Genomic DNA, 23322 nt, shown 5'->3' on the forward strand with positions numbered 1-23322 from the left:
GAGTTTATAGGAGGAACAAACCGTGTTCACGCGTAACAGAAACCCCCGCATCTACCTTACCGTCTTTACTGTCGCTGTTCTGTTGGCCACCTCATTCGCTACGTCGCTCGCACACCGTGCCGACGCCGCCAATGCCGGTCATGACACCAATTCCGTCAACGCCACAAGTGCCTACGGCGCCAACGCCACCGACTCACTCCAAGCGACCCCAAGCACCTTACAAGAAGCGTTTGCTGCTGCCGCCGATGAATTTGGTGTTCCGGAAAGCGTCCTACTGTCCGTCGCTTACAACGTTTCTCGCTGGGACCACCACGACGGTTCTCCGAGTACGACGGGTGGCTACGGCGTGATGCACCTTACCCAAGTAGACGTCCCTCCTGCTGCCAACCGTTTTAAAGGCGATGCGAGTGGCTTAAAAGGTGATGAAAGCAGTCAAAAAAGCGATTCTAGAAGCTTAATGAGCGATGCCCGCAGCGGAACGGATCACGCTGACAAGATCAACCGCGACAACGAACCGCGAAGCGCGTCACTGTTAAGTGCCCCTCATTTTCACACGTTGGACAAGGCCGCTTCGCTGTTAGGGATCAATCCCGAGCATCTTAAGCGCGACCCGGTACAAAACATACGCGGCGGTGCAGCCTTACTAGCCGCGTATGCCCGCGAGACGGTACGTACTGTCTCGGATGACCCCGCGGATTGGTACGGCGCCGTCGCTAAGTACAGCGGATCGGATGTGTCCGAGGTGGCACGCGATTTCGCCGACCGCGTGTTCGAAACGATCCAAACAGGTGTCGCCCACACTGTTCCAAGCGGTGAACACGTCGTTCTCGCAGCGCAAACCGTCGAACCAAAAACGCACACTGCGAAACGGCTAAACTTGCAGCCGATGCGAAAAAAAGATACGGATTGCCCCAAAGGGTTAAATTGCCAATTCATCCCTGCAGCTTATAAGCTGTTTTCCGACGACCCGACCAACTACGGAAACTATGACTTGGCCAATCGTCCACAAGACGGACAAGACATCCGCTATCTCATCATCCACGACACGGAAGGAAGTTTCGAATCCGCTGTCAACTGGTTCCAAGCGCAGTCGTATGCGAGTGCCCAATACGTGATCAAGTCGTCCAACGGCCAAGTGGCACAAATGGTTAAATTGAACGACGTCGCGTGGCAAGCGGGTAACTGGTACTTCAATACGCACTCCATTGGCATCGAACACGAAGGGTACGCCCTCGACGGCACGTGGTACAGTGAGCAAATGTATCACGCCTCGGCCAAGCTCGTTAAATACTTGGCGAAAAAGTACAACATTCCCCTCGATCGCGACCACGTTTTGGGCCATGACAACGTTCCCGGGACGAGTCCTAAGTCGCAAACCGGCATGCACTGGGATCCGGGCCCGTACTGGGACTGGGCACACTACTTCCGCTTGCTCGGCGCACCGCTCGAGCGGCCGCATCTGCCGCCGGGTCACCCGAAACAGCGCAACATCGTTACCATCAACCCGAAATTCAAAAAGAACAAACCGCCGCTAACGTATAAAGGCGAACCGCTTCAGCCGCAACCGTCCAACTTCGTTTACTTGTACACCGAACCGCGCTTTGATGCACCGTACATCAGCGACCCGGCGATCCAGCCCGACGGCCGTCCCGGAACAACCGAGGCCAACGATTGGGGCAACAAGGCAGTTGCCGGACAGCGGTTTTACAAAGCGGAACAACGGGGCAATTGGACCGCTGTCTTCTACGGGGGGCAAAAAGCTTGGTTTCACAACCCGAAAGGCAAAAACGCCGTACGCGGAAAAGGGATGCTCATCACACCGAAAGAAGGCCGCGACTCCATTCCGGTGTATGGCACTGCTTGGCCGGAAGATGCCGCCTACGATGGGACTGGCATCCCCGAGTCGGGTCGCGGGAACATCGCGCCGTTGCAGTACACGATTCCAGCCGGTCAATTTTATCCGGCGATCGGACCGTTTACTTCCGACTACTACTACGCCAAACTGTATAACGACCTCGAAGGGAATAAGGTAGTGCGAGGCAAGGATGAATACTACCAAATTTCCTTCAACCACCGCGTCGCATTCGTCAAAAAGAGCGACGTCCGCGTAATCGGTGGTGGGCGACGTTAAATACTACGTTTATCAGTGGTACTAAGTACTAAACGATCTGACAAAATAGGCGGCAGGTATTTCCCCTGCCGCCTACCAAAAGTCGCCACCGTAATAAAATATACCGCCTCGCGCGACCTCGCGACCTATTGATCGAGTAACTGTAGGGCAGCGACATGGGGCTGTCCCCTAGTTAACGCAAGTTGCGGTCGTGAACATATCCCCTCTCCTTCCCACGCATCGATGATCGCGCTGAACACGGACGGATTTTCCACGACGTACAGCGGCCGTGCACACACCCATTGCCACGCCTGGCGTAAATGGCGCAGTGTCAGTACGAATGGGTAATCGCGCGCTGGGAATGGAATAGTCGCATCTACTGCATCCGCACCACTTGCCCCAACCGTTAGCCCAAATGTCGTCACGTTTGAAGAAATGTCATCATCCATCTAGTTGAAGCGATAGAGACTAAAAAAACGAATTGTCATACGCATCTCCTCCGCGCTGCTCACACCAACCGCTGCGCCAACCAGCTCACAACGTCACCGTACACCTCTTCCTTCCTTTTTTCGTTTAAAAGTTCGTGGCGCCTGTCGGAATACAACTTACACGTCACATCTTCCACCCCCGCCCTCTCGTAGAGCGCCTGCACCTGGCGTACGCCTTTGCCGTAATTGCCGACCGGGTCATCTGCGCCAGCGATGAGGAAAATTGGGAGCGTTGAAGGCGTCTTTTTCACATTTTCCATACGGTGAATCGCGAGAATCCCGCTTAGCAAGTCCACGTAAAAACTCGCACTCATGACATTCCCACACAACGGGTCGGCTACGTATTTGTCCACTTCTGCTTTGTCGCGGTTCAACCAGTCAAACGCCGTCCGCGCTGGGCGGAAGCGGCGGTTGTAATTGCCGAAGATTAGTTTGTCCATCGTCGGGCTGAGCGTTTTCGCTCCTTTGCGCCTCACTTCCCGCTTAGCGATGCGCAGCCCGACCTTTCCTAGCATACCGGGATCGCCACCGGTGCCACAGAGGATGACGCCGCTAAGGTCGCTACCGTACCGCTGTACGTAACGCCGTGACAAAAAAGAACCCATACTGTGGCCAAATAAAAACAGCGGCAAGTCCTGATGCTTGCGGCGGATAATTTGTGTCAAAACATACATGTCGTCGACGACGCATTCAAACCCGTCGACATCGGCAAAGTAGCCTAAGTTCTCTTTGCCTCCCGCTGTTTGTCCGTGACCGCGGTGGTCGTTACCGTAGACGACAAAGCCGTGTGACACTAGAAACTGGGCAAACTGTTCATAGCGGGCAATGTGCTCGGCCATACCGTGGGCTATTTGCATGACGGCACGTGGCGTCTCGGTTCCTTCCCACTTAAGCGCATGGATCGTCACATTGTCCTTCCCTGGAGATGGATAAGTAAATGTTGTGCGGTTCATAGACGATCGATCCTTTCTCGCGTCTTCCTAGTTTAATCGTATCAGTAAACACAAAAATGTTTAACTGACAAAAAAAGCCGTCCCGTTCACCTTATAGATGACAGACGGCACATTATTATATCATGTCCCCAGCCCCACCCTCACCGTTAGCGGAAATCAGCATTTGGTAGTTACAATTACATGACTCAGTACACGTGTGACATTACTGGGCGTAACTTGTTATAGAAAAGGGATTCGAACCCATTGGGCTGCCCCTCGCCCAATCACATACCAAGGAGTTTGTTTAAAAAAAGGTCATGCTCGCCTTTCCTTGCTAACGGTTACCTTCTTGTATCGTTTCGACTTACATCATTTGCATCACTTATCACTTGTATCGATTGGCGACATACGTCGTCACTATATACCGATATACGTCAATACGCAATCGACTTAACATACAGCACTTTTGCTTGACTTTTATTGCTGTATTATAGTATAGCGTCGACAACTTTACACGAGTTCCGTACGCCAATTCGTCGCTTGAATGTTCATGTCCAACTCGCGATACTGTTTCGCCAAGTGGTCCATTTGCTTTTGCAACTCGACGACGTTCACCGTCGCCGTGTACTTTATTTCCGAACGACTGTAGCGATTATGGCGCATGCCTGCTTCATCGTTGAGCGACTCTAACACACTCCGTTTCAGTGCGAGCATATCCCGGTCCGCTAACGCATCGGCGAGCGTGCGCACGTCGTCAAACGCGACACTGACGTTCGTTTTATTAATGCGCTTAATGAGCGTTGTCAGTTCAGTCACGCATTCATCTAACTCTTGCAGTAATTCTTTCGGGTCTTCGGCAGGCGTTTCCCCTTCCTGCACTTTCGCATTTGTCTCCAACCGCTCGCGTAATTGTTCGACTCTCGTCTGACAATCAGCGCGCAAAATGAGCGCTTCCGCTAGTTTCACTCGCATCATCTCCTTACGTCTACGATCCACTACTACCGCTTTAATCATCGACCACTACACTAGTCGCAACGACTACTAATTGGCTACTATGTTATCCGATTATGGGAAAGATGTCCATTCAAAAAATAGTGTACAATAGCACCGAGAGTAACACAGCTAGCGTCGGAATGACCACACTTAACATAAAAATCGGCTTGTATGCCCTTTCATGTGTTTCGCCGCAAATGACTCTTACCGTCGTTACGACATACCCGTTGTGCGGAAGCGAATCTAAACCGCCCGACGCCAAAGCCGACACGCGGTGCATCGCCCCCGGGTCTAAGCCTTGTGCCATGTAAATGGGAGCCAGCAGCGGCAAAGCGATCCCCAACCCGCCTGTCGCTGAGCCGGTAATGCCGCTGATCACCGTGACGCCGATCGCTAAACCGAGTAGCGGCGAAGCGGGAATGTGCACGAGTGAGTCGACAATCGCTTGAAACGAGGTTGCCTCGGCGGCGACACTGCCGAAGCCGACGACGGCACACGTATTGGCGGTCGCAATGAGCGCGTTCTGCGTCCCCGTTGCCCACGGATCCCAAAATTTACGCAAAAACTTATAATTAATTAATATAATCAAGGCGACACCCACAGAGAGTGAAAGGAGAGCCGCTGTCGACGCGGCCATGAACTGGGCCAGTATATTAAGTAAGACAACGACGGCAAGTAACGGGATGAGCGACAACAGCGGGTGGGGTAACGTCGCCTCGCCTTTTTCGTCACGCGCAAACAGTTGCTGCTGTTTTACGGGAAGCTGAAATCCTTCTCCCTGCGCCTTTGCTTTTCTGACCATCCTCCCGAGAGCGAGACCCCCTGCCACCATAATTAACAAACCGATGAGGACGCCGATCACCCCACCCGCCGTCGGCGTCGTCTGAAAATACTCTGTCGGAATTAAGTTTTGCACCTCGGGCGAGCCGGGAGATGTCATCGTGAATGAAATCGAACCGAAAACGAGTGCGGCAGGAATGAAACGGTGCGGCAAATTCGCTTTTTGAAACAACGCTACCGCAATCGGGTAAAGCGTAAACCCGACGATAAACACACTCACTCCGCCGTACGTCATAATGGCGCACGCGGCGACGACCGCGAACACGGCGCGTTCTGGGCCGAATGTGCGACTTATCCATTCGGCAATCGCATCCGCCGCCTTCGTTTCCAGCATAAACTGCCCGAACACCGCTCCGACCATAAAAATTAAAAACCACGAAGCGAGGAAGCCTGTAAAGCCATTCATATAATAGTCGGTGAGCGCTTGTTCGACATTCAAATGATTCGTAAGGGCTAACAAGATCGAACAAGCGATGGCCGACACGATGATGTTAATGCCGCGCATCGTCAAAAAAACGAGTAGCGCCAGCGACAGAAGCAACCCGAACAACTCGAACAAACAATCGCCCTCCCACTATAAATTCTCGTATTAACCGCATTCAGCTATTTTCTCTATTATTACTTTTTGACCAAAATAAAGGAATTAACCTGTGAAAAATTTTTGCGATCGCACGAGATATGTACGATCGCAAAAAGCATTCGCGGTGAGCGCCAACTGTCAACTTAAAACCAGCGCTGCGTGACGACTTTTTTACGCGTATAAAATTGTACACCGTCCCTGCCGTTCGTCCCTAAATCTCCATAAAACGACGCTTTATTGCCGGCAAAAGCGAAGAAAGCCATCGGCGCGGGCACGTTCACATTGACCCCGATCATCCCGGCATCGATTGCATCCCGGAACTGCTGCACGGATTTACCGCTCGACGTGTAAATGACGGCACCGTTAGCAAACTGCGACCGATTGACGAGCGCAATGCCTTCCTCCAAGTTTTTTACGCGGACAACCGAAAGTACCGGTCCAAAAATCTCGTCCCTCCAGATCGCCATCTCCGGGGTGACGTGGTCAAAAATAGTTGCACCCAAGTAATAGCCGGCGCCCACTTCGACCACTCTTCCGTCCAACAACAGGCTTGCCCCTTCCGCAACACCGCGGTCGACGTAACTGGCGACGCGGTCGCGATGCGCTTCGCGAATGAGCGGACCAAAAAACGCCGCTTCATCCATGCCGTCGCCGACTTTCAGCTCCTTCGCACCCGCCACCAATTGCGCGACGAGCTCGTCGGCAACCTCTTCTAAAGCGACGACGACTGAGCAGGCCATGCACCGTTCCCCCGAACTGCCAAACGCCGCCGCCAAAATGCCTTGCACCGTCTTTTCCATGTGGCAGTCAGGCATGACGATGGCGTGGTTTTTCGCGCCGGCTAACGCTTGGACACGCTTGCCGTGCGCAGCGCCCGTCTTGTACACATGCTCGGCCACCGGCTGTGAGCCGACAAAGGAAATCGCCGCCACATCTTCGTGTGTGAGCAGCCCGTTAACGACGTCGTGGGCACCGTGCACGACGTTTAGCACCCCGGCAGGTAAACCGGCTTCCATCATGTAATTGACGAGGTGTTCCGCTAAGATCGGCGTCCGTTCCGATGGTTTCAAGACGAACGTGTTGCCACAGGCAATCGCCAGCGGAAACATCCACAGCGGAACCATCATCGGAAAGTTAAACGGCGTAATGCCAGCGACGACACCGAGCGGGTAGCGATAAATGCCCCCGTCTATTCCGGCAGCAATGTTCGCGAGGCCGTCTTCCATCATTAACGTCGGCGTCGCCGTCGCCATCTCAACGACTTCAATCCCCCGCTGCACCTCACCGCGCGCATCCGTGAGTGACTTCCCGTTTTCCAGCGTAATAATTTCTGCTAGCTCTTCGTTGTTTTTCGTCAGCAGTTGGTGGTACGCATACAAGATGCGCGTCCGTTGCGGCACTGGGACTGTCCGCCACGTCTCATACGCCTCTTTCGCCACCGCCACCGCCTGGTCGACATCTTCCTGTGACGACAGCGGCACTTGGGCAATCGTCTCGCCCGTCGCCGGATTAGGCACGTCCTCCAATTTTGCCCCCGCCACTTCCACCCAGTTGCCGTTAATAAAGTTTCTGATCGTTTTTACTGCTACCGTCATTTTACGCACCTTCCTCTAACTATTCGTATGTCGCAACTTCATTGCCATATGCGGCCATAGGCGCTCATTCGCACCTTCATCTGAAGTCCCTTCATTCCGTTAAAGCTATGCCACGCCATCACAACCTGCGTACACGAGGCTCAACTTCCCGCCACTCGCGCCCCCGCCTGCGCCTTGACAATTTCGTATAAATACGCCATGTCGTTCGCGCCGTAGCCCTCTTGCTCCGCCTGCTCATAAACGGCGGCCAACATTTTGCTCACCGGCAAGTTTAAACCGTGGGCGTCGGCAAGCTCCATCGCTAGATCTAAGTCTTTTAACAGCAAACTAATCGTAAACCCGGGCGTGTAATCCCCTGCGGCGATATACTCCTTATAATTGCGCTCATAAATGCGGCTTTGTCCGTAGCTGACGTTCAAAATGTCGAACAACTGCTCGTGGGCGATGCCACACTCCTTGGCCAATGTAAGCACTTCCGCTACAGCTGACGTATAAAAACCGATAAACAGGTTGTTCATCAACTTGACAACCGTCCCGCTGCCCTCGTTTTCACCGACGTGAAAAATATTCGCACCGAGCACGTTGACGATGTCGTGCACGTCGTCCAGCACAGCTCTCGGTCCCCCGACCATGAAGGTCAACGTACGGTTCACCGCCCCGATCACGCCGCCACTGACGGGAGCGCCGACGTACTTGAGCCCTTTTTCTTTCGCTTGCGTGCCGATATCTACATTCAAACTTGGGGACACGGTACTCGTATCGACGAGCACCACGCGCTTCGGTGTATGGGCGAGCAATCCGTCTGTCCCCAGATACACGTCCTTGACGACTCCGGGGGTGGGCAAACTCGTCAAAATGGCGTCCACTTTTTGCACGAGCTCTGGGATGGTCGATCCGATTTGGCCCCCTTCCTCCGCCAGTGCCCGCTCCGCCTCGCGGTTCACATCGATCCCATGAACCTCAAAACCGCTCTGCAACAAGTTTTTCGCCATTGGCAAGCCCATCTTCCCAAGCCCGATCACGCCAATGCGTTTCACGACAACCTCTCCCTTCCGTTCGTTCCATTTTTAGCTCTCTCCACTCACTTCACTGCACACGCGGTGCGAGCGATCTACTTTGCTTCACGCAAATCTCTCTATACATTACTTGAGCAAATGTCGTGCCAAACTTGAGCAAATATCGTGGCAATTTGGGCTCGATCGCGAGATGGCTTCAAATATTGGTCACCCTCAAATGTAACTGCCCTTTTTTTATCGTTATGCACCGCACCCGCAAGTAAGCGGTTTTATTTTCAACCGGGTGAACTGTCTTGACATTTTGTTTAAACAGTTGTATACACACTAGTAGCGGATCAAACAGGTCCTGTACAAATCGCAGTGATGGCAAAATACTGTGAGAAGGAGCGTGTGAGTATGTCCGACCACCCCTTTTTTCGCGTCAAACCGTGGATGAATCCCCGTGTACAAACAGTGGCGCCCGACGATACCGTCGCACGCGCCATGTCTAAACTGGCTGCGTCTGAGCGCGACGAGCTACCCGTCATCGCCGAAAAAGGGCAGCTCATCGGTGTGTTGTCGCTCTCTCATTGCGTAAAACAGATGGCGGACGGCTTGGAGACTGTCCGCGTGCAAAGGATCATGAGTCATTCTTTTAAAACGCTGCACCTTAGCGACCTATTCCCGGCGCACGAAATTGAAACCGTCTACATCACTGATTCCGACAACAGATTACTCGGCGTGATCGGTAGACCCGAACAAAAACGTCGCTATCACATGCTACAGGCGTTACTAGCCGAGAAAGAGAAGACGATTACGTTACTAAACGTCTGTTTTGACACCGTTTACGAAGGGTTGTGCATCGTCGACAAAAAAGGGATTATCCGCATGTTTAACGACGCCTACAGCCGCTATGTCGGCGTCGCCAAAGAAAAAGCGATCGGTCGACCGGCCGAAGAGGTCATTGAACGCACGCGTCTGCCTGTCGTCTTAGAAACTGGTATACCGGAAAGAAACCAGGCACACCAAATTGAAGGCCAAGACATTGTCGTTCATCGCATCCCGATATGGCGAGACGGCAATATTATCGGTGCGATCGGCGTGCTCATGTTCGAAGGGGTGTCAGAGGTGTATAATATATTGGAGCGCATGCACCGCTTCCACCGAGATCGAGAAGAGAAGACGTCGGTCGCTTTGGAACCGCCTTCACCAAAAAAGTCGCCCATTTCGTTTGAGCATATTTTAGGGTTCAGTGAGCCGATCACCTTAACGAAAAAGATGGCCCGCCGCGCGGCGAAATCGACGGCCGCGATTTTACTTCTCGGGGAAAGCGGCGTCGGCAAAGAACTGTTCGCCAAAGCCATTCACCATGGGAGTGCCGTACGCGAAGGTCCTTTTATAAGCGTCAACTGTGCGGCTATCCCCGAGACGTTACTCGAATCGGAGTTGTTTGGCTATGCCGAAGGGGCGTTCACTGGGTCGAAACGGCGGGGAAAACCGGGAAAGTTTGAACTTGCGCACGGAGGGACGCTTTTTCTCGACGAAATCGGCGATATGCCGCTGGCGATGCAAGCGAAAATCCTCCGCGTCCTGCAAGAAAACGAAGTGGAACGCGTCGGGGGCACGCAGCCGATTCCTATCGACTTTCGCCTCATTGCCGCCACTAATCAGCCACTAAAGGAAATGGTGCGCCAAGGTACGTTTAGGGAAGATTTATTCTACCGGTTAAACGTTATTCCAATCCACATCCCCCCTCTGCGCGAGCGAAAAGAGGACATCCCACTCCTCCTGTCCGAAATACTGCAAAAAAAGTGCGCCGCGTACGGGATGCCGTTTAAAGAAATTCATAAAGACGCCCTCGATCGTCTACTCACCTATGAGTGGCCGGGAAATGTGCGGGAGCTCGTGCACTTTTTGGAAAGACTCGTCGTACTCGTCGACCGGCAGCGCGTCTTTCTCGAAGACTTACCGCCAGAAATCGCCGCCTCTGCCGACTCCGTCGCTGCTAGCGGTTGGCGTCAAGCGGAACCCACGAGGACAACAGCAAATGCACAATTAGCGGATGCAGATGTAGGTGTGGAAAAAGACAATCTACTTAGGGCACTGGAAAAAGCCCACGGCAACAAATCTGCGGCAGCAAAAATGCTCGGCATCTCCCGTTCGACGTTGTACAACAAATTGTGGCGTCACGGTATCCACTGATCACTAGCTGCTTCACTTCGTGTAAAACGGAACCGTTTACACGCCTAGCCTGCCGGTTTTTAAGACGAGAGCACCCCGCACACACGAGAGCACCCCGCACACAAAGGATCGACAATACCGGCGTCACACGCGTCGCCTTTAGCCACAACTATTGGCACGAAAATTGCTAATAAACGGTTACCGAACAAAAAAGGGGGACATGAGATGTCGCAACAGAGTGAAAGTGCTTTGCGCACGATCGGGTTTTTAAACGACGACTCCCATGCGGAGGCAATTGTCACACCGGAAGACATGACTGCCGAACACCGCCTCATCGCCAAAACGACGGCAGACTTTGTCGACGAGGAAATTCGTCCACACTTAGAAACGCTAGATAAAAAAAATTTTTCACTGGCGCTTAAGCTGTTTCAACAAGCGGGGGAACTGGGCCTAATGGGTGCAGGCATTCCGGAAGCGTATGGCGGGTTAGGCCTCGATCCACTCAGTGCCGCCTTAGTTACAGAAAAAATCGCGCCGACGAGCGGCTTTGCCGTCGCGCACAACATTCACGTCGGTCCGGGGACGTTGCCGCTCGTCTACTTCGGAACCGAACAGCAAAAACAAAAGTACCTCCCCGCATTAGCTTCAGGGGAAAAAATAGCAGCTTACGCGCTAACCGAGCCTGGTTCCGGTTCGGACGCCTTAGCTGCAAAAGCGACGGCACAGTTAGACGAAAGCGGTTCATTTTATTTGTTAGACGGGGAAAAGCAGTGGATTACGAATGCGTCCATCGCCGACGTCTTTATCGTCTTCGCTAAAGTGGATCGGGAAAAGTTAACCGCTTTTATCGTTGAACGGGACTTTCCTGGAGTCAGCACCGGCGTCGAAGAGAAAAAAATGGGCATCCACAGCTGCTCGACAGCAACACTCCTTCTAGATCGCGCCAAAGTGCCGACAGAAAACGTACTCGGTACGATCGGACGCGGGCACGAAGTCGCCTTGAACATTTTAAACTTAGCCCGCCACAAATTAGCTGTATCCAACGTCGGACTCGCAAAAAGGGCGCTCGAAGTAGCCGTCCAATACGCGGGCGTTCGGGAACAATTCCGCACGCCGCTGTCGTCGTTCCCACTTATCCAAGAAAAATTAGCGGACATGGCGATCGCCGTATACGCCGCGGAAAGCGCCGTCTACCGCACGATCGGCCTGTTGACGGAGCAATTGGAGAAATTGCCGAGTGAAGGGGCACTAGATCGCGGCCATGTGGTGCAAGCGCTGTCTGCGCAAATTATCGAATGTGCGCTAAACAAGTTTTATGCTTCAGAAGTGCTCGACTTTGTCGTCGACGAAGCGGTACAAATCCACGGCGGCTACGGTTATATGGCCGAATACGAAGTGGAAACGATGTATCGCGACGCGCGCATTAACCGCATTTTCGAAGGGACGAATGAAATAAACCGCCTCACCGTGGCCCGCACGTTGGTTAAAAAAGCATTAGGCGGTGACATCGACCCGCAGCAAAAAGCGCGTCTTTACGGCGCAAGGCCTTGCGGCGGTGTCAACGGTACCGATCACGGGGGTAAAACAGATGCTGTGTGTAAGACTGAGGCCGTCGTTGGCGCAGACACTGACACCGCAGGCGGATTAACTCACAAAGGCACACTTGCCGAGAATGCACTTGCCACCGCGTACGAACGCCTACACGATGGGAAAGGCGCCTTTTGGCTCACCTTCGACGCCGCGCTACGCACATACGACAAGAGGCTCAACGACGAACAAGAGGTACTCGCCAATATCGCGGATACCGTCAATGAGCTGTACGCGATGGAAGCGGTCATTAAGCGTACCGAGAAAGCTGTTGCAAGTGGCGACCGAACAGGCGAATGGAAGCACGGTATCGCGACAGTTTTCTGTCAGGAAGCGTTTGACCGCATCCTCCTCCACACGAGAGAGACGTTAGCCAAACTAGCCGAAGACGGGGACGCAAACGAAACAAGCGGCGCCAGCGACACCAGCTCCGTTAGTAGCACCATCTCTGCCAGTAGCACCCGCGCTTCCCGCTCTAGCGCAGCCGCAGCCGCGCGGTTCGTCGGCGAATGTATGATGAAACCGCGCCTTAATGTCATCGCTCGCAAACGAACCATTGCCGCAAAAGTGATTGCCGCCGAACGCTACCCCATGTAAACGCGTATAAGCGCGTCGCCATTGCAGCACCCGTTGCAGCATCTGTTGCAGCATCGGTTGTAGCATTCGTTGCAGCATTCGTTTTTAAGAGCGAACGGCAATTGAGCGGTTCGTGACTAAGCGGACAGCCATCCTAACAATTTTTATCGAAACAAAGGAGTGTTAACAGTTGAATTTTAAGAACATCCAATTAGAAATCGCGCAAGGAGTCGCCCGCCTCACCTTAAATCATCCGCCCGCTAATACGTTAAGTGTCGAGACGCTGCGGGAAATATCCACTGCTGTTGACGCCATTGCGCAAAACGATGCGGTCAAAGCGGCAATCTTGACCGGAGCAGGGAAATTTTTTTGTGCCGGCGCCCACATTAAGGAGTTCCCCGAAGCGCTTGGCAGTGAGGAAAAAGGAGAAGAAATGGCCCGTTACGGCCAAGCCGTGTGCGACAAAATCGAACAACTGAACAAACCAGTCATTGCGGTGATTAACGGCCCCTGTCTCGGAGGCGGCTTGGAACTCGCCCTAAGTTGCCACATCCGACTCGCAACAAACGACGCCCAGCTCGGCTTGCCTGAATTGAAGCTCGGTCTCATCCCCGGGTTCGGTGGCACGCAGCGGCTCGCCCGCTTAACAAATGTCGCGCTGGCGTATGAATTTATTTTAACGAGCCGCGTCGTCACCGGTGCAGAAGCAGAAAAAATCGGCCTCGTGAACCGCGCGCTGCCACTCGATCAGCTGATGCCCGAAGCGGAGCAGCTATCCCGCCTCATCGCGGAAGAAAAAAGCGCCGTTTCCGTCGCCAGAGCGATCACCGCCATCCGCTACGGAAGAGACGCGACCTTAGCAGACGGCCTTAAACGAGAGGCACAACTTTTTGGGGAGTTAATGACGACACACGATGCCACCGAAGGAGTCAACGCCTTTATCGAAAAAAGGCCGGCTACATTTAACGATCGATAACTGGGATCGCTAGCAGGAACCGCTAAGATAGATCGCTAGCAAGTTGCCACCCCTTGTGATACGGGTTACACTCGAGTTAGCGTATCCGAAAAGGTTGGATGCGTTACTGGATGCGCTAACATCACCTTTTCATTACACGATAGAAACGGAGGGTCGTCCGATGGAACAAGCGACGATCTTATACGAACGCATGGGGAAGGTCTGCTGGGTGACACTCAACCGCCCGCACGTACTCAACTCACTCAGTCTAGAAATGATTCACAGTTTATACGACCAGATGAAACAGTGGGCGAACGACCCCGACGTCGCCCTCGTCATTTTAAAAGGCGCGGGGCAGAAAGGTTTATGCGCAGGCGGCGACATCCGCGCCCTGTACGATCGCGGCAAATCAGGCGACAAATCGCTGGCACGCGAGTTTTTTTCAACCGAATATGCACTAGATCGCACCATCCACGAGTTCCCGAAACCGATGCTCGTCTACATGGACGGCATCGTCATGGGCGGTGGCGTCGGCTTAGCCACTGGCTGCAGCCATCGCGTCGTGACCGAAAAGACGAAGTGGGCCATGCCCGAAGCGAACATCGGCTTTTTCCCTGATGTCGGTGCCAGTTACTTTTTGAACAAAATGCCTGGGGCAACGGGTCGCTATTTGTCGATGACGTCGACGGTTATTTCCGGTAGCGACGCCATTTATAGCGGCATGGCCGACTACTATTTACCGAGCGAACAGTGGGAAGGTCTTACGAAAGCTATTCGCACCCAGCAGTGGACAGCGGAAACAGCCGCCGCTGAACTCGATCGCCTCTTAGAGGTGCACTGTACGCCTCCGCCAGCCCCCGCGCTCGCCGAAAAACAAGCGGCGATCGACCGTCACTTTGGCCACGATACCGTCGAAGCGATTGTCGCCTCGCTGCAAGAAGCAGCCGACGAAGGCGACACTTGGGCAAACGAGACGAAGGGCAAACTGTTAGCCAAAGCGCCGACTTCGTTAAAAGTGATGTTGGAACAGCTACGCCAGGGCATTGGCAAGTCGCTTGCCGAATGTTTGGCGATGGAACTAAACATTGCACTAAACTTCATGACGCACGACGATTTTTATGAAGGCGTCCGCGCCGTGCTCGTCGACAAAGACAACCGCCCCGCGTGGCAACCTGTGTCGCTCGATGCGGTTTCGAAGGATAAGGTCGCCTCCTTCTTCGCGCCTGTCGATGCAGACGGTAGCCAGTGAGCAACTAACCAATAAGCACAAGAACAGATGTCGCTTTGGATGGAACAATATCGCAAACAACTAACATAGACTTAAAACTTCGCGAAGGGCCTCGCACAACTTTCAACAGGTCCTTCGCGCCGATCCCTTTCCGTTTTAAGGCTTTTAGCTGTATCACATTTCCGGTTTGATCTGTTCATTTCGTTTAACTGCGACGTACTTGCCGACGGGGCATGTTCACAGTAAAAATGTACCGTTCTTTCGGATACTTCGCATGAGTGATAAATAAAGGACGCGAATTGTGTGTATAGTTGAGGCACTCCATATACAAAATGGAGGAAAAAGGCTCAACCTGCAGTAATTCTGCCTCTGCTGGCGACGCTTTTTCAGCATCGAGAGAAATACTACCATAGCTGATCGACAGACGATACACATCTTCAACCAAATTGTACAAAGACTGCTTCGCCAAATCTTGTTCAGCGAGCCCTGGACATACGTTTTCCTCAATATATACCGTCTCTAAAGACATCGGCGTTTCATCTGCCAAACGCAAACGAACGATTTTCAGTAGCCGATTGCGGGAAGTTAACCCGAGCTGCAGTTGCATTTTTTGATCCGGTCGAATATTTGACTGGATCTCGATGACCTTCGAGGAAGGCTGTTTACCTCTGGCGCGCATCTGCTCGGAAAAACTCGTTAAAATCGTCAGTTCATATTGGGAACGCCGTTTTTGCACGAACGTCCCTTTCCCTTGTTGGCGATACAAAAGCCCCTCATCAATTAACAGCTGCAGTGCTTGACGCAACGTTTGCCGACTGACACCGAGATCTTTACTCAAAACCGGTTCAGGCGGTAATTGGGTACCAGGTGTCCATTCGTTTTCGTCAATGTTGTGTTTGATCCACTCGTATACTTGTTTATATAGAGGAATGTCGTCCCTACGTACAAATATTTCCATATTCGATGCTCCTAATTGGATTCTCCCAGCCATAAATAGCCGTTTAAAGCTCGCCCACTATAATTCACGATACGATTACTAGTTGCTACCATTATACATAAATAAGCATATGTTGTGGTACTTCTGGATAAAAGTAACTTCAAGTCACCGAATGAAAAAACTCCCCTTCAGCATGCGCGTCGTTTTGGACGCGCACCTGTAAGGAGAGCGTATGATAACCGTTAAAAATGTTGCGAGAGGGACGGAAAATGGACAGTCGAATCTATCGTTATGACATTAGGTAGCTCTGACATTAGGTAGTTCTGACACTTAGGCTTCTTATAGTTAAACAGTTTTTATGAAATAAACGTCTTAACAACTTCTTGTGCCGATTGTTGAACCATCTGATCGATCGATGTGCCGACAACGAGGACGTGCACTCCAGTTTTTCGGAAGGCCTTATAGTTCGTCGTATTAATGCCGCCTTCAGCCAACGTCGGTACCGACACAGAAGTAATTAACGCTTCTAACCGCTCTTTAATGATATCTGGTATTTCGCCCGCCTTTACCCCGTTGTAACTCATTCCGGTCATCAACCCGATCATGTCGACACCGATCGCTTCCATCTGTTTTGCTGCTTCTGCTACTTCCGCAGGAGTGCGTGCCGGTATTCCGAACGGGTGTTGATCGTCCGGATGGGCAATGTAAGCGTCGACTAACAGCCCGTAGTCATGCGCTTTTTTTACAATCTCTTCTAAATCGGACAGGTCGCACTTGTGCGTATGCAACCCGTCAGTTCCAGCGCGCGAGATCCGGAAAAAGTCTTCGTCGGCAATCGGAACTGGCATCGTCTCTGTAAAGCCCCCGGGCACACCGACAGTAATAAACGGTTCTTCCCCGACAACGCTGCGAATACCTCGGACGACATCAACCATTTCGGAAAAGTTAACATCGTGCCTTACATGCTCTGCATCGTGCATCGTCGTCACACCTTGGTGGCCGCGGGCGAGCGCGACGGCTGGGTGGTTCGGCTCTAACATCTTCACGCCAGCATCGACGACCGCTTTCGCAATTCTCGCATCGTCACCAGTAATACCAGTACTTAAAATGGTTTGTCCGTTGTGTTCGTCAATCGCTTGCCACACTTTTTTAATCGCCAGTTTACGTTTTCTCTCCATATCTCCTTTAAACATACGATACTCACTCCTCATTAGATTCTGGTTTATTTTTGCTTATTTTATTTGCAATGAACGTAATGACAAATGAACAAATAAATCCGCCAGCCATCGCTATAACTTGTCCGATGACATTGTTAGATAAGAAAGGTGATACGAGCGACGGCACGTAGGCGGTACCTCTCACATCGAATAATCCAACGAGCATACCCGCTAAACCTGCGGAGCCGATCGCACCAGCAAAGACGATTTTGTTAGAAAACATAAAGGGATAGGCCGCTTCGACGAATGTTCCGAATCCCATATTGATTAAAAATCCGGGTGCTGCTAACGTCGCTTCCCCTTTTTTACGCGGTGCGACCATGTTTGCTAACGTAATTCCTGCTGACACCATGACTAGCCCGCACATATCGACGGCACCGAGAAAGCTATTACCTGTCTTTTCCATTTCTAACAACACGATCGGTAAGATTGCTGCGTGATACACACCGCCAAGAATAGCTGGCCAAATGAGTAGCCCCGCGACAAGGCCCGCCAAGATTGGGCTTAAAGCGATCGTATATTCAATCGCTGCCCGAATTAATACGCCTGCTTGCAGCGCCAGCGGTGCGATGAGAAAGTAAACAAACAATCCCGCAATAATCCCCGATAGCCCGCCAGCGACAATATTAACGGTCGTAGTCGGGAAGTTCCAGCGCACGCACTTTTGAAACAAGTAGTTTACGAGAATACCGGCGAGAATACCGGCGACGATCCCGCCAATGATCCCGCCGTCGACAGATAACACACCGGCCACAATCCCGGCCACGATCGCGATTTCGTCTAAACCGGATATTTGTCTTGCGGCGATCGCAGCTAACACGACTGGCAACGCTTTGATCAAAATATCAAACACGTCACCTAAACTTTCTAATCCAGGTATTTTGCTTAGAGCGAGAATGAGCGCTAGGGAAATAAACGCCGGTAACGCTGCTAACATAATTCCCCTAAATTGAATTCGCTTTAACGGGTTGTCCGCCGCGCTACCTTTAGACGATTGACCAATCGCCGGTCGGTAACTTATTCCCCAATGCTTACTGAGCGAGCTAATAAAAGAGACAGCGCGCGTGCGGTTCGTCGTTCCCGTCGTTCCCGAGGTAGCGATCACATTGCCGCCTTTAGAACTCGTTGTCGCCATGGACGTACCACCTGTTCCGACAATCGGCACGCGCTGTTTAATCGCTGCTGCAATCGCTTCACGGTTCGCACCGTTAGGGTCTGCACTCATTAACACAATGCCATCAATTCGCCCAGCGTCGATTTCGCTCGCAACCCTTTGATCGACTTGTCCAACCTTTTCGTTCACTTCCTTGAGTGTACCCGAAAACGTCGCCTGGGCCGTTTGTGTTTGAGCATCCCACACATATAGTGTCGCCGGTGTCGTCTCCTTAATATTATCCATCGACGCTTTTGCTCCGATAAACTGCACGATACCGATTTCAACGTTAGCCGCTTCACACTGCGTATGAATTTCTTGCAACAACTTTACCGGATCATCTCCACCGAGACTATACAAGTTTCCCCCACTGCTTCCCAAGATGGCGATCCTTTTGCTACTCAATTTACTAACCTCCTCCACCTTTAATTGTACGTACATTTATTGTACGTACAATTAATATAAGCGATTTCATAGAGGCTGTCAAGATAAACAGTACATCCTATTCGTGGCTGTTTTGTGAATACGTTTAAAGATTATAGTATGAAGACCTGGTCTGCAAAGGCTTTCATGTTTTAATTGTATAAAGTAGTATGCCCAATATCACATGCTATTTAGGCACTATTGAAGACACTATTGAAAGAGAGGTGCGTGACCGTGTGCAATGACACATCCTTGCGCCGTAACAGTTATCCATCCACACTAAACGACAGCCGCCAGCGATGTTAGCCGGCGGCTGTCGTTTAGCCATACTACACAGGAGCGGGCGGGCGTTGACTTGTACGGGAACATCTCCTTCATCTTCCGTCAGGCTCCACTGTCTGCCCTGCCATGCTGCAGCAATCACTTTTTTGACAGGAGTCTTTAATCGAACAAGCGGCACAAGCCCCTTGCTTACTTTTTTTCACAAAGCGTACGAGCGCCCAGGCCGAATACCCTAAAATGACTACCCCGAGCACGATACTCGCGAGCACGACGACCACCTCCGACGAAAAAATGTAAGCGAGCGATCGCGGGACAAGTCAACCAATCGCCTCAACCAATCGCCAAAAAATGTATCAAATAGCTGAACGAAAGATCCTGCCATTCCGCCACTATTTAGCCACTATTGAAACCCGAGCCAACCGCCGCCAATGTAAACGAGCAGCGACAACAAGTAAGCGACGGCGAGTGCGTACACGATCGAGAAAATCGTCCATTTCCATTGCCGCCCTGTCTCGCGGTGAATAACGGCTACCGTCGCCAAACACGGCACGTACAACAGCGTGAATACTAAAAAACTGTAAGCGCCGAGCGGCGTGATCTGACTGGCGAGCACGTCGCGCAGCGCGCCTAAGCTCGGTGCGGCGTAAATAATGTTCATCGTCGAGACGACGACCTCTTTCGCCAAAAACCCGGTCAACAACGCCGCCGCTGCTTGCCACGTACCAAACCCGAGCGGGGCCAAAAGAGGCGCGATCGCACCGCCGATCATCGCTAAAAAGCTGTCGTCGATCGGCACGTCGAGCCCGCCGGGACCGGAGTAAGCGAGGAGCCAAATGACGACCGAACCGGCAAAAATAAACGTCCCCGCTTTACGCAAAAATCCTTTCCCTTTATCCCACGCACTGCGCAGCAACGTCTTAGCGTGTGGCAGGCGATATGGCGGCAACTCTACGATAAACGCCGCTTTCTCTTGCCGAAACATGAGCACGGAGAACAGTTTTGCTAGGATGAGCGCAACGACAATGCCGAGCACGTATAGCGAAAACACGATCTCCGCTTGATGGTTCCGAAAAAAGGCGACCGTAAATAACGTATAGATCGATAGCCGCGCGGAACATGACATGAGCGGCGTTAGCAACACGGTCAACAGCCGCTCCTTAGGATGTTCGATCGTGCGCGCCGCCATGACCGCGGGCACGTTACACCCGAAACCGATAATCATCGGAATGAACGACTTTCCACCTAAGCCGACCTTCTCCAGCAAGCGGTCCATAACGACGGCGACGCGCGACATGTATCCCGAATCCTCAAAGACAGAAATGAAGAAGAACAGCGTGAAAATTTGCGGGAAAAAGACGAGTACGCCTCCGACGCCGGCAATAATCCCGTCGACGATTAAATCTTGCATAAACGGCGTTACCGCGAGCGCCTGTAGCGCACTGGTGACCCAATCGCTAAATGCCCCGTTAATAAAGTCCTCCAAACCGTCCGAAAGTGGCCCGCCAATCCAATCGAACGTCGCTTTGAACATGAGAAACATGAGCAAGAAAAAGATCGGAATCCCGACATAGCGATTCATCGCCAGTGCATCGAGGCGGTCAGTGAGGGACGGACCGCCTAGCCCTCGCTCGCATACCGCATCCGCTAACACGGAGTCCACAAACTGTTTGCGCACCGCGCGAATGTGATCAGTCACATCGTCCGACAACTCGTTACCGGCCTCGGCGACTATTTCGGCAATGGCCGGCCGCAGCGCCGCTAACTGTTTGTCGTACCCAAACACCGCGTCGTTCCCTTCCAGCAACTGCAATGCGACCCAACGCGGCGACAATCCTGTCGGTGGCAATAGCTTCTCCACGCGTGCGATGGACGGTTCTAGTACTCCGTAGTCGAGTCGGAACGCCGGTTGTGTCCAAGCGTGCACTCGCTCACTGATCCGCCCAGCAAACTGCTCACCGACCTGTCCACCAAATTGCCCACCGACCCGCTCGCCTAACGCTGCTTCTAGCGCATCGACCCCTTTACCCGTCCGTGCCACAATCGGGAACACCGGCGTCCTTAAGACGCGCGACAGTTTTTGCACATCGACTTCTACCCCGTCCCGTTCCGCGACGTCCATCATGTTCAACGCGATGATGACTGGCTTACCGTACTCGAGCAACTGCACCGTTAAATACAAATTGCGGATCAGTTGCGCCGCATTGACGATGTTTAAAAAACTTGCCGCCGTGCCCTCGAGTAAATAGCGCATGACGATCGCTTCGTCTTCTGACAGCGGGTGCAGCGAGTACGTCCCCGGTAAATCGAGCAACTGCCCGTCCGCTTTGCGCAACGTGCCACACTTTTTCTCCACGGTGACACCTGACCAGTTACCGATGTATGCATATGAATCCGTCAGTATGTTGAACAGTGACGTTTTGCCGATATTTGGGTTGCCGATGAGCGCAATTTCATCACGTGTATGTGTCGGAAGCGGTTGTTGTACGTGTCCCATGTCAACCACTCACTTCGATCGTGCACCCGTCTGCGTAGCGAATGCCGAACGACTGCCCACACGCTTTCAAATGTAACGGCCCTTTAAACGGCAGTTTTTGCACGACCGTCACCGCCGTTCCCTCGTCAATTCCTATATCTAACAACCGCCGCCGCAACCGTTCATCGCATTGATCAAAGGCGACGATCACGGCCGTTTTACCGTTTGGTACCTCAGACAACACCATCGCACTCACCTCATACGTCCATTTAGCGGGAAAATGATTCATCGATAATCGCCCTCAAATATATGTCAAATGATAATCATTTTCATACAAAATGGCAACGGTCTTTTTCTGAACGTTATGTTGCTTTTTTGTGAACGCTTTTATTAATTATTTCTTACGATTACTATTAAATAAGCTTTATGCGGATATAGGTGCGATCGTCGAAGGACACATTCCCTTTGACTAGTCCTTTTGCTAGCTTAAATTCGCGAAAATCGGCACTAAATCATCTGTCTTTTTGATGGCGTAACGCATCATTTCTGCAAGCGCGACGACAATGCGGCTAATTTGTGTAACGCCCTTCATCTTTGCCATCCAATTAACCGTTTCCAACGTATTGTATAGGAAGTGCGGATTGATTTGCGCCTTAAGCGCCTTTAGTTCGGACTCTTTGAGCCGGACTTGTTTCTTATACCCTTCGCGAATTAATTGACGCAACTGCACCGTCATTCGGTTAAAACTGCGTCCGAGCATCCCGATATCGTCGTTGTACTTCGCCTTAAAGCGGACATCAAGCCTCCCGACTTCGACGTCTTTCATCAAAGCGGTTAATCGCTCTAGCGGTCTCGTCACCGTCATCGACAAAAAATAGGCTAACAACGCTGACAACAACAACCCTAACGTTGCGATCGTAATCGTCAACTTGTGGATGAGGTCGTTTTTTTCACTAATTTGTTGCAGTGGTACAAAACTAGCCACTTTAAAGCGCGTCGCTTCGGCTGTATCGTAGACGAGAATGTGCGGGGCACCTTGCCAATCAGTTTCAAAAAAACCGTCGTCCCCTTTTAAAATGCGCGGTAAACCGTCGTAAGCCATCTTCATACCTACTGGCGCCTTGTTTGGATAACTAGAAATAACGTAACCTTGTGCATCGAGCAAAAACAGTTGCTCCCCTTCAGTACTACGGTAAATGTCGGCAAGCGCCGATTCTAAAATATCGATCACTATGTAGCCGAGCACCTTACCCGTGTCTACGTCTTTTAAGACGCGTGCCGCACTTAACACGATTTCTTGTTGATCGACTTTGCGGATGCTGTAATGCGTATCCCACACGACAGCTCCGTCCGCCGCTTTCGCTTTGCGAAAAATGCCCCACTGTTCCTCATAGCGGTCATAGCGCGGCGGAAGGTACTCACCGGTAAAATAGCGATCGCCGTTTGAACCGATCACGTACACGTTAACGTCCCACTTTTTCGACCCTAATACCGTCTCGAACAAGTGATTCATCTGCTTAAAATCGGCATGTTTTTCAATTGCGTCGCGTGCCGCTCGTTTGTTCAAAATGTGTTGTACAGCGTCATGGCGATAAATGTACATCGATAAATGGGCGACATCTTCCATAAAAAAGGATAAGTTTTTATTGATTTGTTTTAACTTTTGCGCTGCACCTTCACTCATTTGTTCTTGCAGCATGTGAGCTCGGATAAACCCCTTAAAACTGGACATACATAACTACAAGCTCACGTTATCTCTGGTTCTCGCTTCCTTTCG

18 protein-coding genes are annotated in these 23322 nt (G+C 51.9%); 5 read left to right on the forward strand and 13 right to left on the reverse strand.

What is annotated here, in order from left to right:
- Positions 1-22 precede the first annotated feature (22 nt).
- Positions 23-2131 (forward strand): N-acetylmuramoyl-L-alanine amidase, encoded by a 2109-nt coding sequence (locus BN1247_RS09150; RefSeq protein ID WP_054950108.1) that lies wholly within the window; start codon positions 23-25, stop codon positions 2129-2131.
- A 125-nt stretch (positions 2132-2256) separates the two neighbouring features.
- Here BN1247_RS09150 and BN1247_RS17125 read toward each other — a convergent pair whose 3' ends face one another.
- From BN1247_RS17125 to BN1247_RS09175, 6 genes are all read right to left on the reverse strand, one after another.
- Positions 2257-2559 carry a DUF2399 domain-containing protein gene (locus BN1247_RS17125; RefSeq protein WP_082415870.1) on the reverse strand — a complete coding sequence of 101 codons (303 nt, stop codon included), beginning with the start codon at positions 2557-2559 and terminating at the stop codon, positions 2257-2259.
- A gap of 59 nt (positions 2560-2618) precedes the next feature.
- Complete coding sequence (locus BN1247_RS09155) at positions 2619-3551, reverse strand: alpha/beta hydrolase (protein ID WP_054950109.1); 933 nt, start codon at positions 3549-3551, stop codon at positions 2619-2621.
- A gap of 489 nt (positions 3552-4040) precedes the next feature.
- Positions 4041-4502: a DIP1984 family protein gene (locus BN1247_RS09160; RefSeq protein ID WP_315969688.1), complete on the reverse strand. Its 462-nt coding sequence runs from the start codon at positions 4500-4502 to the stop codon at positions 4041-4043.
- A gap of 112 nt (positions 4503-4614) precedes the next feature.
- Positions 4615-5922, reverse strand: a complete 1308-nt coding sequence (locus tag BN1247_RS09165; protein WP_147675213.1) for a GntP family permease — start codon at positions 5920-5922, stop codon at positions 4615-4617.
- A gap of 164 nt (positions 5923-6086) precedes the next feature.
- Positions 6087-7538 (reverse strand): CoA-acylating methylmalonate-semialdehyde dehydrogenase, encoded by a 1452-nt coding sequence (locus BN1247_RS09170; RefSeq protein ID WP_054950111.1) that lies wholly within the window; start codon positions 7536-7538, stop codon positions 6087-6089.
- Positions 7539-7678: 140 nt separating this feature from the next.
- Positions 7679-8575 (reverse strand): NAD(P)-dependent oxidoreductase, encoded by an 897-nt coding sequence (locus tag BN1247_RS09175; protein ID WP_054950112.1) that lies wholly within the window; start codon positions 8573-8575, stop codon positions 7679-7681.
- Positions 8576-8950: 375 nt separating this feature from the next.
- Here BN1247_RS09175 and BN1247_RS09180 point away from each other — a divergent pair, with 375 nt between their 5' ends.
- The 4 genes from BN1247_RS09180 to BN1247_RS09195 all read left to right on the forward strand — a co-directional run bounded on the left by BN1247_RS09180 (position 8951) and on the right by BN1247_RS09195 (position 15081).
- Positions 8951-10735: a sigma 54-interacting transcriptional regulator gene (locus tag BN1247_RS09180; RefSeq protein ID WP_054950113.1), complete on the forward strand. Its 1785-nt coding sequence runs from the start codon at positions 8951-8953 to the stop codon at positions 10733-10735.
- A gap of 204 nt (positions 10736-10939) precedes the next feature.
- Entirely contained in the window at positions 10940-12898 is a 1959-nt protein-coding gene (locus BN1247_RS09185; RefSeq protein ID WP_054950114.1) for an acyl-CoA dehydrogenase family protein, read from the forward strand.
- Positions 12899-13067: 169 nt separating this feature from the next.
- Positions 13068-13853 carry an enoyl-CoA hydratase-related protein gene (locus tag BN1247_RS09190; protein ID WP_074011104.1) on the forward strand — a complete coding sequence of 262 codons (786 nt, stop codon included), beginning with the start codon at positions 13068-13070 and terminating at the stop codon, positions 13851-13853.
- A 160-nt stretch (positions 13854-14013) separates the two neighbouring features.
- Positions 14014-15081 carry an enoyl-CoA hydratase/isomerase family protein gene (locus BN1247_RS09195; RefSeq protein WP_054950115.1) on the forward strand — a complete coding sequence of 356 codons (1068 nt, stop codon included), beginning with the start codon at positions 14014-14016 and terminating at the stop codon, positions 15079-15081.
- A 184-nt stretch (positions 15082-15265) separates the two neighbouring features.
- Here the strand turns inward: BN1247_RS09195 and BN1247_RS09200 are convergent, their stop codons facing one another.
- From BN1247_RS09200 to BN1247_RS09230, 7 genes are all read right to left on the reverse strand, one after another.
- Positions 15266-16018: a GntR family transcriptional regulator gene (locus BN1247_RS09200; RefSeq protein ID WP_054950116.1), complete on the reverse strand. Its 753-nt coding sequence runs from the start codon at positions 16016-16018 to the stop codon at positions 15266-15268.
- A gap of 335 nt (positions 16019-16353) precedes the next feature.
- Positions 16354-17190 (reverse strand): beta/alpha barrel domain-containing protein, encoded by an 837-nt coding sequence (locus BN1247_RS09205; RefSeq protein WP_054950117.1) that lies wholly within the window; start codon positions 17188-17190, stop codon positions 16354-16356.
- A 7-nt stretch (positions 17191-17197) separates the two neighbouring features.
- Entirely contained in the window at positions 17198-18772 is a 1575-nt protein-coding gene (locus BN1247_RS09210) for a PTS sugar transporter (RefSeq protein WP_231633225.1), read from the reverse strand.
- Between the two features lie 392 nt (positions 18773-19164).
- A complete protein-coding gene (locus tag BN1247_RS09215) occupies positions 19165-19341 on the reverse strand; it encodes a FeoB-associated Cys-rich membrane protein (RefSeq protein WP_054950119.1) in 177 nt (58 codons plus the stop codon).
- Between the two features lie 131 nt (positions 19342-19472).
- A complete protein-coding gene (gene feoB, locus BN1247_RS09220) occupies positions 19473-21566 on the reverse strand; it encodes a ferrous iron transport protein B (RefSeq protein ID WP_054950120.1) in 2094 nt (697 codons plus the stop codon).
- Between the two features lies 1 nt (position 21567).
- Entirely contained in the window at positions 21568-21834 is a 267-nt protein-coding gene (locus BN1247_RS09225; protein ID WP_082415872.1) for a FeoA family protein, read from the reverse strand.
- A gap of 192 nt (positions 21835-22026) precedes the next feature.
- Positions 22027-23277 (reverse strand): sensor histidine kinase, encoded by a 1251-nt coding sequence (locus BN1247_RS09230; RefSeq protein WP_082415873.1) that lies wholly within the window; start codon positions 23275-23277, stop codon positions 22027-22029.
- Positions 23278-23322: the final 45 nt, after the last annotated feature.

The organism is Numidum massiliense, assembly GCF_001375555.1.
Classification (GTDB): domain Bacteria; phylum Bacillota; class Bacilli; order Thermoactinomycetales; family Novibacillaceae; genus Numidum; species Numidum massiliense.